The sequence below is a fragment of the Marinobacter sp. RI1 genome, assembly GCF_041155085.1.
GTDB lineage: Bacteria > Pseudomonadota > Gammaproteobacteria > Pseudomonadales > Oleiphilaceae > Marinobacter > Marinobacter nauticus.
Genome location: NZ_AP031605.1, coordinates 3,543,986 through 3,557,539, shown reverse-complemented (window position 1 = coordinate 3,557,539; position 13,554 = coordinate 3,543,986). Strand labels below are relative to the sequence as shown.

The following is a 13,554-nucleotide window of genomic DNA, read 5'->3' as shown; positions in this document are numbered from 1 at the left end:
GTAGAGGCTTGGCAGGTTTCAAACCGGAGGCACAACCTTAATGCATATACATATTCTGGGCATTTGCGGCACGTTCATGGGCAGTCTGGCGGTGATCGCCCGGGAGCTGGGGCATAAGGTGACCGGTTCGGACCAGGGCGTTTACCCTCCCATGAGTACTCAGCTGGAGGCCCAGGGCATTGCGTTGACAGAAGGTTACCGGCCCGAGAACCTGGAGCCGAATCCGGATCTGGTGCTGATCGGGAATGCCATGTCCCGGGGTAACCCGGAAGTGGAAGCAGTGCTCAACCGGCGCATTGATTATATGTCTGGCCCCGAATGGCTCGCCCGGGAGGTCCTGCGCCACCGGTGGGTGATGGCCGTAGCCGGTACCCATGGCAAAACCACCACAACGGCCATGCTGCTGTGGATTCTCGACCAGGCCGGCTTTGATGCCGGTTACCTGATAGGCGGTGTGCCCCAGGACTTTCCGGTGTCTGCCCGGCTGGGCAGCAGTGATTTCTTTGTGATCGAGGCGGATGAGTACGACAGCGCGTTCTTTGATAAGCGCTCCAAGTTTATCCACTACCGCCCGAATACCCTGATTCTGAATAACCTGGAATTCGACCACGCCGACATTTTCGAGAACGTGGAAGCCATCGAGCGTCAGTTTCATAACCTTGTGCGTACCGTACCGTCTCAGGGGCTGATCATTCGACCTGCCCTGGACAGTCACCTGGATAATGCTCTGGAGATGGGGAGCTGGAGCCCGGTGCAGGATACGGCTATCGGCAGCGAGATCAGCCGCACGGCGGACTGGCGGGCTGAGCTTCTGGCTGAGGATGGCAGCCGCTTCATGGTTATCCACCATGAGCAGCCGGTTGCGACCCTGAAATGGGGGCTGACCGGTTTGCACAATGTGCGTAATGCCCTGTCGGCGATTGCCGCTGCCCGTCATGTGGGCGTTACGCCTGACCATGCGGTGGCGGCGTTGTGCCGGTTCTCTGGAGTGAAGCGCAGAATGGAGCTGGTGGGCGAAATCGGCGGTGTGCGCGTATACGACGACTTTGCCCATCATCCAACCGCGATTGCGTCTACCCTGGAGGGATTGCGCAATCGGGTGGGGGATGAGCCAATCCTGGCCATTATCGAACCCCGCTCCAATACCATGAAGCAGGGTGTGCACAAGCAGACGCTGATCCCGAGTGCCGCACTGGCGGATCGGGTGCTTTGGGGTAATCTCAGTGATATGGACTGGTTGCCGGAACTGGTGGGGAGCTGGCAGGCGGAACATGGTGAGCTGGATCATCACAGGGTGGAGGCGTCGGTGGAGGAGCTGATTGAGAAGGCCCTGGAGGGACTGCCAGAGACCTGTCATATCGTAATCATGAGTAATGGCGGTTTTGGCGGCATTCATCGGAAACTGGTGGCGGAACTGGAGAAGCGTCGTGGCTGAACAATCACCGGTTGTTAATCTGGCGTTTACCGGCGCGTCGGGAGCCCAGTACGGGCTTCGTCTGTTGCAGTGCCTGGTAGCCAACGGTTGCCGTGTGAACGTGATGATCAGTAAGGCGGCCCAAGTGGTGATCGCGACTGAAACCGATTTTCGGCTGCCGGGTTCCACGCCTGCCATGGCAGAGGCCTTGTCGGACTTCGCCGGTGCGCAGCCCGGTCAGGTGCAGGTCTTTGGCCGGGAGGAGTGGTTTTCTCCACCGGCTTCCGGTTCCGGCGAGAAGGCGCCGCTGGTGATTTGCCCCTGCAGCACTGGCACGCTCTCGGCACTGGCGACCGGGGCCAGCAATAACCTAATTGAGCGCGCCGGCGACGTGGCCCTGAAGGAGCGCCGCAAGCTGATTCTGGTGTTGCGTGAGACGCCCTATTCTGAGGTGCACCTGGAAAACATGCTCAGGCTTACCCGTATGGGTGCGGTAATGATGCCGGCGAGCCCCGGGTTCTATCACAACCCGCAGTCGGTGGATGATCTGGTCGATTTTATGGTGGCCCGGATTCTCGACCATCTGGATTTTCCGCAGACCCTGGTACCTCGCTGGGGCGAAAAGAAAGCCGACTGATCCGTTCCGGGGCGATGGTTTTGGCCAAAGCGATTGATGGTTTTCACCATTGAGCGAAACCCCGCCCCGCCACAGACTTGCTGAACACAATGATAAACCAACCCGTTCACCGAGGTTCAGCAATGATTCCACGTACTCTTTTCGACGCCGATCTTGAAGGCTTCCGCGATTCCGTTCGCAAGTTTCTGGAGCAGGAAGCGGCTCCGTATCATGACCAATGGGAAAAGGATGGTCAGGTCAGCCGCGAGCTCTGGCAGAAAGCAGGTGAGCTGGGCTTCCTGTGCCCGATGCTGCCGGAAGAGTACGGCGGTGTGGGGGCCGATTTCCGTTACTCCGCAGTGATTATGGAAGAGATCTCCCGGGCCGGATTGTCTGGCATTGGCTGGGGGCTGCACTCCGATATCGTGGCGCCCTACATCCTGAACTACGGCTCAGAAGAGCAGAAGCAGAAGTATCTGCCGAAAATGGCTTCAGGTGAAATGATTACTGCCATCGCCATGACTGAACCGGGCGCGGGTTCCGACCTTCAAGGCGTAAAAACCACGGCGATTCGCCAGGGTGACCACTACATTCTGAATGGCTCAAAAACCTTTATCACCAACGGCCAGCTGGCGGATCTGGTGATTGTCGTTGCCAAGACCGACCCCAAAGAAGGTGCCAAGGGCACCAGCTTGTTGCTGGTCGAAACCGCCTGGGAGGGCTTTGAAAAAGGCCAGAACCTGAACAAGGTGGGGATGAAAGCCCAGGATACCTCCGAGCTGTTCTTCCAGGATGTGAAAGTACCGGCAGATAACCTGCTGGGCAGCATGGAAGGGCAGGGCTTTTTCCAGTTGATGCAGGAGTTGCCGGCGGAGCGTCTGCAGGTGGCCCTGACCGCCGTCGCTGCCGCCGAGGCGGCCTGGCAGTGGACCCTGGATTACGTGAAAGAACGCAAAGCCTTCGGTAAACCGGTCATCGCCTTCCAGAACACCCGTTTCAAGCTGGCCGAGCTGAAAGCTGAAATTACGGCAGCCCGTGTCTTTACAGACCGCTGCCTGGAGCTGCACCTCGACAAGAAACTGGATATCCCGACGGCGGCCATGCTCAAGCAGCACACTACCGACCTTCAATGCAAGGTGATGGACGAATGCGTTCAGCTGCACGGTGGCTACGGCTACATGTGGGAGTATCCGATTGCCCGGGCGTGGGCCGATTCGCGCGTGCAGCGGATCTACGCCGGCACCAACGAAATCATGAAAGAAATCGTGGCGCGGTCGTTCTGACGAATTGTCCCGATTTGCAGGCCCCGGCACATTCCGGGGCCTGCTCGTTACCAAACTTTACAATTTGCCAAGCCTGTCAAGGTCTCCCGGCGGCACATCTCCTAAAGTAGCGGCACAACCTCTAACAAGGATAAATGGTTGCCGCGATGAAACGTCTGATCAGTGTTACCGTTCCTCTGCTGTCACTTGCGATCGCCGGCTGTGGCGATGAATCCGATGACCTGCCGGTTGATGGCCGGGAGTTCGATGGTGTTACCTACAGTGAGCGAGCGCCTTACCAGGGGCGGGTAATCGACGGTTACCTCAATAATGCCCGGGTCTGGCTGGATCTTGACGACAATGGTCAGTACACCGCAGGGCCGGTGGAGATTGAGCTGGACAGCGGTAATACCCACATACTCGAGGACGGCGAGCCATCCGTGATGAGCGGTCCCGGCGGGCGGTTTTCCATGGACGTTTCCGCGCTGGATGTTTCGCCCTCGATCGGCGCAAACCTGGACCCCAGGGATTATCCGCTTTATGCCCTCGCGATTCCCGGCCAGACCCTGGAGGAGCGTAGCTACGGCGATGAGGCGGTCAGCCGGGCGTTTTTGATGTCAGCCAGCCCCGGCGTAACCAATATTACCCCCCTGACTACGCTGGCCCGTTTCCGGAGCTTGGCCGGACAGTGGAATGCAGAAAATCCGATTCCGGATAACCGGTTCGCTGATCTGGACGGTATCAACCTGTGGAAGGATTACATTCTTGCCAATGATGACCGGGCTCACGCCTATGCCCGGGCGTTGGCGCGGTTCATGGCCAGCCAGATTCCTGATGGCTACAACGATTACCTGGCAGGGAATGGCAGTGACGGCAGCGAAGCCAGTCTGTTACCGCGTGACGGGGTGTACCTGCTTGGTTATTCGGTGGTGCAGAACGTTGATGAGATTATTGCCATTGTCGATGCTGCTGCGTCCGGTGGCAACTACGGCAATGTGGATACCGATACGCTGGTACTGCCGGATGTTGATGTGGAAGTAAGCAATCCCAGGCTTCTGGTGAGTCAGCGGATTTCGGCACGGCCAACCCGATCAGACGTACTGCCTACCAATACCTCTGATCTCGGTGCCTCGGCTGAGCTGTCTTTTGAATATAGTGAAGGTGGCAGGCTGCTGGCCGTATCCAGCCGGGGCTGCATGGGTATCTCGTTGCCAGAGATGGCCCGCTTGTTTGAGGCCGATGGCTATATGACCAATCTGAAGACTCAGTGGCTGCCATCTTCCTCCCTTTCGCCCCAAAGTGCCGTCTGGTACGACGGGGAGGGCGTGCACGAGCGTCTGGAGTTTGCGTGGGAGAATGGCACGGCCAGTCTCGATACTGTCACTACGTGTCACGAGCAGACGCTCGGGGTAACGCCAGGGGGAACCGAACTGGATGGTATCAGTGACATCAGCTGGGTTTGGGATGAGCAGACCGGGACTCTGCTGGAATCCGTGCCCGGCAGAGCTGATGATCGCGTGCTGACATTAGAGGAGGCCAATTCGCCAGCGGACATTCTGGATGGCGAGCAGTCGCCACGGGATCTGGTCAGTGGGTATCGGCTGACCGCGGGCGGTGGCCTGGAAGCAGCCGTTGGTTTTGCTGGTGGTGGAGCCTCCTGCGCGCCCCAGGGTGTTGCGCCTAACGATACCGAGCGCAACGGCCAGTATGCGACCCGGCTGTTTCCCTTCTCATTTACCAGTGACGTTGCCGCTTCCGATCTTTTCGGGGCTGGTGTCTATGAATACGATATTGATGAGCGTAATGGCGTCTCTTTTGCCCGCTTGCTCCGGTTCCCGTTCCTGGATCGGGCGACCGCAAATAGGCCAGAAGTGGATTCTGCGAACGGGGCGTTCCAGTGGCAGCTGTTTTACGACGCACTGAACAGCGAAGAGCTGGATATGCAGCGTCCGAACCTGCTCAAGACGGCGTATCTGGTCGATTTCGTCGCCACATCCGATTGCGGTGACGGTCCTCTCGACCGGCCGGGCCGGGCGTATTCCACAGTGGAGTACGAGTACCAGAGCCTCTCGGACTATCTGTTGGACAGGCTGTCGGAGTAAGGCGGTTTGCGGAAAGGGCGATGGATGTTCTGTCTGTCGTCCTTCCAGACAGCACAAAATGCTCGGCGTAAATACGGCGAGTTCGACGTCAGATGCTGCTGATTTTTTCGGGATTTTTAATTTCTTAGGCCATTTTCTGGGGAAGAAAATGGTGCCGAGGAGAGGACTTTATTCACCCTTTGAAAAATAGTTTAATAACAAATGGTTATGCTCTCTGAGTTAGATTGTGTGTACCAGTCTTGTCGACTAAATAATCTAAAATCTAGCGGGGTATGTCGTTTTTGTCCAGAAGCTGTCCCAGTTCATTTTCTTTACGAATGTTTTGCCACAAATTTTCGAGAGGGGGACTTAGTTAGCCCACTCTGCGATACACCCCCCGTCCCCCCCCCCACACACAAACACCACAATTGGGGCTTTTAAGCGTTCAAGCTACAACCGCGCGAACAGTATTCTCGGGCTCATTGTTCTTTTTACCTCCTAAACAAAGGTGACTGACGCGCCTTGGTAATTAATATAATTGACTCAAGGTGGAGGCGGCTCCAGTTTGGCTAAGGGCTTGGACAGTGGGCCGTCGATGAAGGATAGACTGGCCAATCGAGCAGCGCACATAGGTCAGTCGCGCAGCTGTGGATTAGGAATGACATGTAGCGAGTTGAGCCCCCAGTCCTACGAGTCATGGTATTAAGGGGGGAGAGGCGCTGCTCATGCCAGGTAAGTGACTAAGTCCGTTGTGTTAATTGTTGAACATATGAACGAGCGGACGCTAAGATGTGGTCGTCATTCGAGCGCGATGACGTGATGGTGTTTTGTTATTAGTCAATTTAGCGAGCGTCCTACATGAGGTTGGCCCACTACAATCATTTGCCCCCGCGGCCCGAATACATCCGTAAGGTCTCAGAAGTCTTGAAAAGTTCTTCTGGACCTGTCTCTGAAAGGTTGATTGTACAGAGGACAAAGCTCACCAGGACACAAGCCCTCTGTACCTTGGAAGTTCTCGTCAACGAAAAGAAAGTATTGGTTAGTCAGAACCCTCGGCGTTTCCGCTGGGCGTGCTAATTGATTGATCGGTTAACGCTGAATGATGAAGCCTTGCTTTGCCAGCCACGCTAGATCATCACAAAAACAAGACGCGGTTTTCCAAACTCCCGGTGCGTTTTCTTCTATAATCTTGCCTAATTCAGAAAGCTCAATTCCGAAGTAGGGGCCGAAACCGGGGACCAAAACTACCCCTTTCAGCCCGGTAGCGTTCCCAAAGGAAGCCCCGCTGCGTGCAATTAAATCCAGTAGTAGGTATCGCCTCGCAAGAAGCGACCTGTTGGTCGATACGGCTATTCCTTCACTCGATGAATTTAATAATCCTCTTGTTTTGGCATCATTGATAGCTCGTTCCACCTCTTGCTCGGAGTAACCCTCTTGAACAAGGTGTTCTCTAGCTTTTGCCTCGTCCTCGGACAACATCAGCGCGTGCTCAATTTCAAGCGGAGTAAGGTAGCCGATATCCTGAAGCTCTCTGCGAAGTCTTATCGGTGAGCTTTTCACTTGGAAAAAGCTCTTGGTGTCATCCATCTGAAGAATGCGTTTGAGATCGCCATTGAGGGACGCAAAGTAGCCCGCCCCGTCAACATATTCGATAAATCGTGGATGATTTCCTGGGCCTAGAACCTTTTCAAGTAATTGTTTGGCGTTTTCTCTGGAGGCGGTTGTTTGGTCAACAACTTTATGTGAGACACTTCCAGAATCTCCTGCATAATACTGAGACTGAATGAACAATCGAGGCGTCCATCCATCGGTTCTGAAAGGGAGGACAAAATCATAGGCTCTGGTCTTTTTCCCTTTACCTTTCTCCGATAATGCTTTTTTTACTTCTTCTGATTCAGTTTCCGTATTCTCCAGCAAACGACCAGCTTCTACGTCTAGTACTACATCTGCGATATTAAAATCTCTATCGCGTTTCATGCCCCAATCAGAGAGCTTCTCGCGAAGAATTTCTTCCGGCTCGTGCCCACCTGTTGCAGATACAGACCCCCTAACTTGGAATCGAACCAATGGCGCAAGTAGGGCTTCAGGATTCCGATTGTTGTTTTTTGCATAGTGGTATGCGGTAACAATCTCGAGGAATTGCTCTTTACTCGGTTCATCGGATAGAACGAATGCAACAAATTGAGCCAAAAGATTGAGGGCATGCTTGAAGCATTCCCGGCGCTGATTCTCACCTGTTTGCATTCCGAAAGCTAACAAGCCCCCGACTATGTTCATATAGGTATCAGCTTTCAGAACTCTGGGAATCCTTTGCTTTGCGCTTACGAATACAATTTGGCCTTTCTTTTTTCTCTTATTCAGTACTGGGAGGCTTTCCCACTCAAGTGTCCTCTGGAGATGCAGCGGAAACTGGCACTTATTGTTATTGTCTGACTTCCCTGTTACGAGGAACAGAGTTGCGGCAAGGGCAGATAGCCTTGCTTGCGCAAAGGCTAAGGCAGCCTCAGCGTCGCTGGAGGTATTAAGGTCTGAGATTAGGAGTTTCGTAAAAGCCTTAGCCACTACTTCGCCAACTGGTAAGTTCGCGGACTGTTCAGAGTTGAGTGCAGTGCCGATATTCTCAACATAGTCCAATGCGGAGCGAATTTGCCTCATCTCAGACTGATATTTGTCTGTCGCGCTAATGTCTGTGAGTTGGGGGGTGACCCATACATCGAACTCAAGAAGTTGCTCTTCGAGGCTTTCATTAGGGATGGCCAGTTTCATTATGCCGCCTTTGCATTAGTTTCTTGGAGGTAAGCTTTGACCTTTTGTGCAAATTGAAAGCTTAACTTTGGGGGCACTGCATTTCCGACTAGCCGATATCCCGCAATTAGGGCTCTGGGACTGCTCTCAGAATTAAACAAGAAGCCATCCGGAAAACTCTGAAGGCGCGCGCACTCTCGAAGCGAAAATGGTCGATTTTCCTCGGGATGAAGGAAATACCTAGGGTTATGGAAGTTTGTGAGGATCGTGGGGGATGGCGCATCCCACAGGGGTCTTTTGAATAAGCCAGAGCAGAACATGGCGCCTTTGAGGTCAAAGCCTCCATTTTTTTCTTTCAAATAACCCTTACTAAGCAAATCCTGAATTTCATCGGCGCTGGGTTCAACTTGAGTTAGCCGCGAAATCTCATCAATAGGCAGAGGGTTGCCATTCGGAATAGAACCATATTTTTTAAGGCGCCTATTCCTTGAAATGCATTCTAGAATCTTCAGTTGTCGTTCTGAAATCTCTCCAAACGCTTCTGGTATTTCCCAAGTGTAAACGGAAGTAGGAGAGTGCCTGACGTTACAGAGTTTTTGTCCCTCTCCAATCTTGCGAATTATGTGGTCATATTTCTTGGGCCAGCTATGGTCGATCAAATGGTCTGGTAGTTTTCCCAGTTCCAGCAGGTCGCCGATCGCATCTCGAATAGTTGGAGTGTCTAACAGTACTGTTTCTTCGGTGCCACCGAAAAGACCTGATTGCGGAATGCTGAATTCCCCGTTTCTTACCGGAGCGTGGTGGGTTGCTTTAGGCCATGGGAAGTGGCGAGATCCGGCTTTTCGGGTCCCGACGAAAAAGATCCTCCGTCGATGCTGGGGTACGCCATATGCCAAGGCGTTTAAAATCTGAACATCCACATCGTAGCCCAGGGAACTGAAATCCTCTATGATCGACTGTACGAACTTCCCAGAGAAGTTTTGCTTCATCCCATCTACGTTTTCCGCAATGAAGACCTCCGGCTCAAGTGCTTTGATGGCAGATCGCATTTCTTGATAAAGGGTGTTTCGCTCGTCGTTGTGACGCTTTGGACCTGCTTTTGAGAAGCCTTGGCAAGGGAACCCGCCGAGAACGACATCGCATCGTCTCACCGCTCTTATGTCAGAATGAAACTCTTCAGTTGTGACGTCCCTTACGAAAGCGTTTTCGTCAAGGTTGCGCCGATAGATGTCAATGCTTGCTTTGTCACTATCTGCCGCGTAGACGAGTTCAAAGCCTGACTGTTTGAACCCAAGATCAAGGCCGCCACATCCACTGAATAAACTTACAACGGTAGGATTTGTAGATGTCACAGACTATTCCTGCTCAAAAAAGATGAGGTTTTCTAACTCGTTGATTTTTAGGATTTAGTGCGTAATCCTGTCGAGCCTATCGGGTATCTCGTAGATCGGATAAAGATACAGGCCTAGCTTAATAACCGCAAAAAATTCTATGCCGCTTTTCGATATAGCAGAAGCAACAGCCCCTAGAGAGTTGCTGTTCGCAGCAGCGAATGAAAACTCTCCAGTGCTCAGCTCGCCTCTCTCGCGCCAATTTGAATATGCATTAAGCTTTCAGCTTCGCGCAATGTCCATACAGATCACGGTCTACGTAGACATGCATGAGTGGCTGGAAGCTGGGCCAAGCGTGTCTCTACAGGGTTGACAGCGGAAACTGTAGACAGTTATTTTGTGGACAGATCCAATATGGACACTTGGAGATTGTCAATGAAATACGGTTATGCACGAGTCAGTACTACAGGCCAGAGCTTGGAGGCTCAGTTAGAGCAACTAGAGGCCGCTGGTTGTGATCGGATTAAGTCTGAAAAGGCATCTGGAAAGACAGCCGCTAGAACGGAGCTGCAGGGGCTTCTACAGCATGTGCTGGGACCGGGGGATACCCTGGTGGTCTGTAAGCTGGATCGTCTGGCTCGGTCTACCGCTGACCTGCTCAACATCGCAGAGGAGCTAGAGAAGCTGGGGGCTGGCCTAGAGGTACTGAATATCAACCTCGATACCAAAACTCCCACAGGTAAGCTAATGCTGACTATGCTGGGAGCTGTCGCCCAGTTCGAGCGAGAGTTGATGCTAGAGCGCCAGGCTGAAGGGATTATCAAGGCCAAGGCAGCGGGCAAGTACAAAGGCGGCCCTTCAGTGGACCCTGAGAAGCTCAAGCGCGCCCATGCGCTGGTTGTTGATGGGTGGGCAGTGACTGAGGCGGTGAAGGTTGCCGGGATCAGTCGGGCGGTCTACTACAAGCACAGGGAGAGGATAGCTACTGATCGGTAATAGTTGACAAATGGTAAATAAAATCAGCCACTTACAATTCGTTGAAAGGCTGGTTATTATTACCTCTCGGTGGCGACTGGCCACTGTGACTGAGAGGAAAGCATTATGATGTTGGCTATTGATGTGCTGAAACTATCTCTGCTGGTTGAGTGGTCTCCGGGGCACTCCTGTTATGTCCGTATTAACAATCGTGATTGGTTCTTTGGAGAAGCGGGCTGAAGGCTACTCCTAAAGGCCCTGTAGGCTCCTGTAGAGGCCCTGAAGTGTTCGCCAGCCACCTTGGTATACCTTGTGATCTAAGGTGGCCTATCGGGCGCTACAGGGGCTTTTTCAGTCTCAGCGGTTCTCTGTTCTTCTCCCTGTGGTTTTCCCTCCAACGATCCGGCCCTGTGCCTCAATTGGGCGCGCCTTTGATGCCTTTGAGGGCTTTATGCTGCTAGACCCATTCAACCCATAGGGTGGGGCGTGAGATCAGCTTGAAGGGCGTTACAGCCTGTCCGGTCGCCACTGATCGAGTTAGCCCTCGGTCGGTATCTATGGGTGTTTTGAGGTCTTTTATTCTGGCAAATTGGCTAACTGCTTAAATATTCTAAAAAGTTAATAATAACAGTGTCTTGCGAGTTTATCTTAAAGTGCCAAGAAATTAGGACCACCATAAGAGAAGGTCGAAAGAAAGATACTCTAAGTTAACTCTAAGTCTACTCTAGGTAACTCTAGGTCACCTCTGTGTCACTGTAAGTTCAGGTGAAGGTCACTGTTATTGATGACCATGACAACCATGACCAGTGTTCTCACTTAGAGGCACTACCAGTTACCTCAAGGTTACGTTCAGTACTTGTAGGTCTCTCTGGGGGGGGGTAGGGGGGGAGCTTTAGGTTCAACTGTGAGTCACGGTTATCTTTGATCACCATAACAGACATGACCAGTACCTGTACCAAAAGAGACCGCCAGCTACCTCAAGGCTAACCTTTGGTAACTCCGTGTTTCTGTAGGTTGGCTCGTGGTGGGTATCGGTCTACTGTCAATGTTGGTGACCTATTGCAACCACGATCACTGATCCGGCTTAGGGGCTGGCCCCCTCATCTCTTGGTCACTTTGGCGACTGACAGTGGCCTCCAATGGCTCTATTGGTGACGGGATGGTCTTGATGTCGTCATAAAGCATTGGCGTATCGTTGGGGCCGTATCCCCCGTGAGTATCTCTGGGTTTGTGTCCAGTGAGTACCCGTTGCCGATCTGGGTCAATTCGGGCGGTTCTGCACTCTGAGACGAGCCAGTGTCTGAAGCTATGGTTGGGGCTCAGGCGTTCCCAGTCAGCGTCAGGCAGTTGCGCCTTGATCCATTCTCTCAGCTTGTTAGCCGCTGCTTTTCGGCTCCTGTTTTTGTCTTTCCAGTTACCAGGGAATAGGTACTCTGTCCCCTCTGGGAGTGACTGCCAGTACTCAATGAATCCCTCGCCAATAATCGCAGGGTGTAGCGGTGTGAACCGTTCTGAATGTTTGTTCTTGATCTGACCCGTGATCCGTATGTAGTAGACCCCGCGTGTCTCCGATACGTCCGCCCGCTTCAGTCCCAGAATCTCACTGATACGCGCCCCCGTGAAGGCGCAAAGCCAAGGAGCCCAGCGTCTAACGTTCCGGGTCTCCTGTTTAGTTCTGTTTGGTTGTGGCTGGCGTGTTGCCCTGAGTATGGTGGCGACCTGCTCACGGGTGTACTGGTCTATGCCGCTGGTTTCAGAAGCTCTTGCCTTGACTCTGACACCCTTGGTGGGATCGTTGGCGAGCTTTTCGCGGTCGATTGCCCACTTGTACACGGCTGAGAGAGCTGCGATGTAGTTATCGTTAACGGTCTTTGCAGCTAGTGCCCGGCCTTTGGGGCTAGCTTCTTTGTTGCCCTGTTGCAGAGCTTCAGCAAATGCGCGGATGTCGTGCTTGGTGATGGCTGCTGCTGGTCTGGCTTTCAGGTATTTGTGGGCTCTCTCGATGTAGCTCTGCCAGCTATCAACCGTTTTGGACGGTAATCGTGTGCTGGCGGCGTACTGTGTGAATAGCTCCGGGAGGGTCTCAGAGTTGGCTAATGTCGCTGCTGCATATGCAGGGGGTTGCCATGCTGGATCTCCGTACTTCTTGGCGTAGGCGGCGTGGTGGGCTGCTAGTTCTGCCCGGAAGGCTCTCTCGCCTAGTCGGTGCATTATGGGTGCTGGCGGGTTGAGCCCGTGTTCTCTCAGGGTTTTCTGTATTGCCTTAACGCCCCACTGAGAGGCAACTGCTGTCCGGTGTTCCTCGTAAGCCGCATCATCTAGTCTACTGGTAATGTTGGCTTCTGGGATGTCTGACAGTTGATCTGTCAGTGTCTCGAAGTGTTCTGGGAGCCACCCCTCCTTATTTGCTTCTTCAGTAATGGCAGAGACGCGGGTGCGGTAATACTCTCCCTGCAATGCTTCCATCTCTGCAGCTCCCATAGTCATTGACCGTCTGGCATTGCTAAAGAGTAGGTCGATCTCGGCGCATACGGTCAGGGCTCTACTCTTGGCCTCACGGGGGTCAGATGTTCTGAGAGAGCGCTTTATTTCACGCTTGCCAATGATGTGGCGGATGTCATCGGGAATTCGTTTGCGGACCCAGTAAAACTGGCTGTTCTTGGGGCGGTAGGGTGAGCACATTTTTAAACCCACAACAAAACCTCTGTGTACCAGTCTTGTGTACCAGAGAGCGTCTTAAACTATTGATTCTAAGGTAAGTTCTTGATTCTCATCACTTGGGGAAAGTGATGGTGCCGAGGAGAGGACTTGAACCTCCACGGGGTTGCCCCCACTAGCACCTGAAGCTAGCGTGTCTACCAATTTCACCACCTCGGCAGGTGATTTGCAGATTCGCGTATAGTTTATTGAAAACCTAGCGTTTCTGCCAGTGGTGAGGAGTTGCCCCTCAACCGATGGCGCGTACTTTAATGATTCGTTCAGGTGCTGTCAAACATTTTTTTTAAAAAAGTTTCGGCGGCAGAGTCTGACGATTTCAGGGTATTTGTGCCTATATTGGCGCCCTTGTTAGGCAGCATTCCCATCCCAACGTTATACTGCATCAAACACGAATGATGCCGCACGGTTTGCG

8 protein-coding genes, 1 tRNA gene and 1 pseudogene are annotated in these 13,554 nt (G+C 53.1%); 5 read left to right on the top strand and 5 right to left on the bottom strand.

The genetic code is table 11. The features are described from left to right. Positions 1–40: 40 nt before the first annotated feature. The 4 genes from mpl (at position 41) to ACAM27_RS16100 (ending at position 5,394) form a co-directional block, all read left to right on the top strand. Positions 41–1,435: a UDP-N-acetylmuramate:L-alanyl-gamma-D-glutamyl-meso-diaminopimelate ligase gene (gene mpl / locus ACAM27_RS16115; protein ID WP_183580753.1), complete on the top strand. Its 1,395-nt coding sequence runs from the start codon at positions 41–43 to the stop codon at positions 1,433–1,435. Next, positions 1,428–2,051, top strand: coding sequence for a flavin prenyltransferase UbiX (locus tag ACAM27_RS16110; protein ID WP_014420676.1), 624 nt, complete (start codon positions 1,428–1,430; stop codon positions 2,049–2,051). The genes mpl and ACAM27_RS16110 overlap by 8 nt, the downstream gene beginning before the upstream one ends. 122 nt (positions 2,052–2,173) lie before the next feature. Beyond that, on the top strand, positions 2,174–3,313 hold the full coding sequence (locus tag ACAM27_RS16105) for an acyl-CoA dehydrogenase family protein (protein ID WP_011785859.1): 1,140 nt from the start codon (positions 2,174–2,176) through the stop codon (positions 3,311–3,313). A gap of 146 nt (positions 3,314–3,459) precedes the next feature. Beyond that, positions 3,460–5,394, top strand: a complete 1,935-nt coding sequence (locus tag ACAM27_RS16100; RefSeq protein WP_369612302.1) for a hypothetical protein — start codon at positions 3,460–3,462, stop codon at positions 5,392–5,394. A gap of 1,068 nt (positions 5,395–6,462) precedes the next feature. Here the strand turns inward: ACAM27_RS16100 and ACAM27_RS16095 are convergent. Further along, a complete protein-coding gene (locus tag ACAM27_RS16095) occupies positions 6,463–8,139 on the bottom strand; it encodes a hypothetical protein (RefSeq protein ID WP_369612301.1) in 1,677 nt (558 codons plus the stop codon). Then, the gene (locus tag ACAM27_RS16090; RefSeq protein WP_369612300.1) at positions 8,139–9,470 is read right to left on the bottom strand and encodes a DNA cytosine methyltransferase; all 1,332 of its coding nucleotides are present in this window, start codon (positions 9,468–9,470) and stop codon (positions 8,139–8,141) included. Before ACAM27_RS16090 ends, ACAM27_RS16095 begins: the two co-directional genes overlap by 1 nt. Before the next feature lie 414 nt (positions 9,471–9,884). Here ACAM27_RS16090 and ACAM27_RS16085 point away from each other — a divergent pair, with 414 nt between their 5' ends. Then, positions 9,885–10,445, top strand: coding sequence for a recombinase family protein (locus ACAM27_RS16085; protein WP_369612299.1), 561 nt, complete (start codon positions 9,885–9,887; stop codon positions 10,443–10,445). A gap of 1,050 nt (positions 10,446–11,495) precedes the next feature. Here ACAM27_RS16085 and ACAM27_RS16080 read toward each other — a convergent pair. From ACAM27_RS16080 to ACAM27_RS16070, 3 genes and pseudogenes are all read right to left on the bottom strand, one after another. Then, positions 11,496–12,890 carry a tyrosine-type recombinase/integrase gene (locus ACAM27_RS16080; protein WP_369612885.1) on the bottom strand — a complete coding sequence of 465 codons (1,395 nt, stop codon included), beginning with the start codon at positions 12,888–12,890 and terminating at the stop codon, positions 11,496–11,498. A 36-nt stretch (positions 12,891–12,926) separates the two neighbouring features. Continuing rightward, positions 12,927–13,106, bottom strand: a pseudogene (locus tag ACAM27_RS16075) (DUF6538 domain-containing protein); the annotation flags it as partial. Positions 13,107–13,214: 108 nt separating this feature from the next. Then, positions 13,215–13,301 (bottom strand) — tRNA-Leu (locus ACAM27_RS16070). Between the last annotated feature and the right edge of the window lie 253 nt (positions 13,302–13,554).

What these genes read in the sequence shown, in the direction of transcription:
- ACAM27_RS16095 (WP_369612301.1), bottom strand. Translation starts at nt 8,139, where the DNA reads ATGAAACTGGCCATCCCTAATGAAAGCCTCGAAGAGCAACTTCTTGAG.
- ACAM27_RS16080 (WP_369612885.1), bottom strand. Translation starts at nt 12,890, where the DNA reads ATGGAAGCATTGCAGGGAGAGTATTACCGCACCCGCGTCTCTGCCATT.
- ACAM27_RS16100 (WP_369612302.1), top strand. Translation starts at nt 3,460, where the DNA reads ATGAAACGTCTGATCAGTGTTACCGTTCCTCTGCTGTCACTTGCGATC.
- ACAM27_RS16085 (WP_369612299.1), top strand. Translation starts at nt 9,885, where the DNA reads ATGAAATACGGTTATGCACGAGTCAGTACTACAGGCCAGAGCTTGGAG.
- mpl (WP_183580753.1), top strand. Translation starts at nt 41, where the DNA reads ATGCATATACATATTCTGGGCATTTGCGGCACGTTCATGGGCAGTCTG.
- ACAM27_RS16105 (WP_011785859.1), top strand. Translation starts at nt 2,174, where the DNA reads ATGATTCCACGTACTCTTTTCGACGCCGATCTTGAAGGCTTCCGCGAT.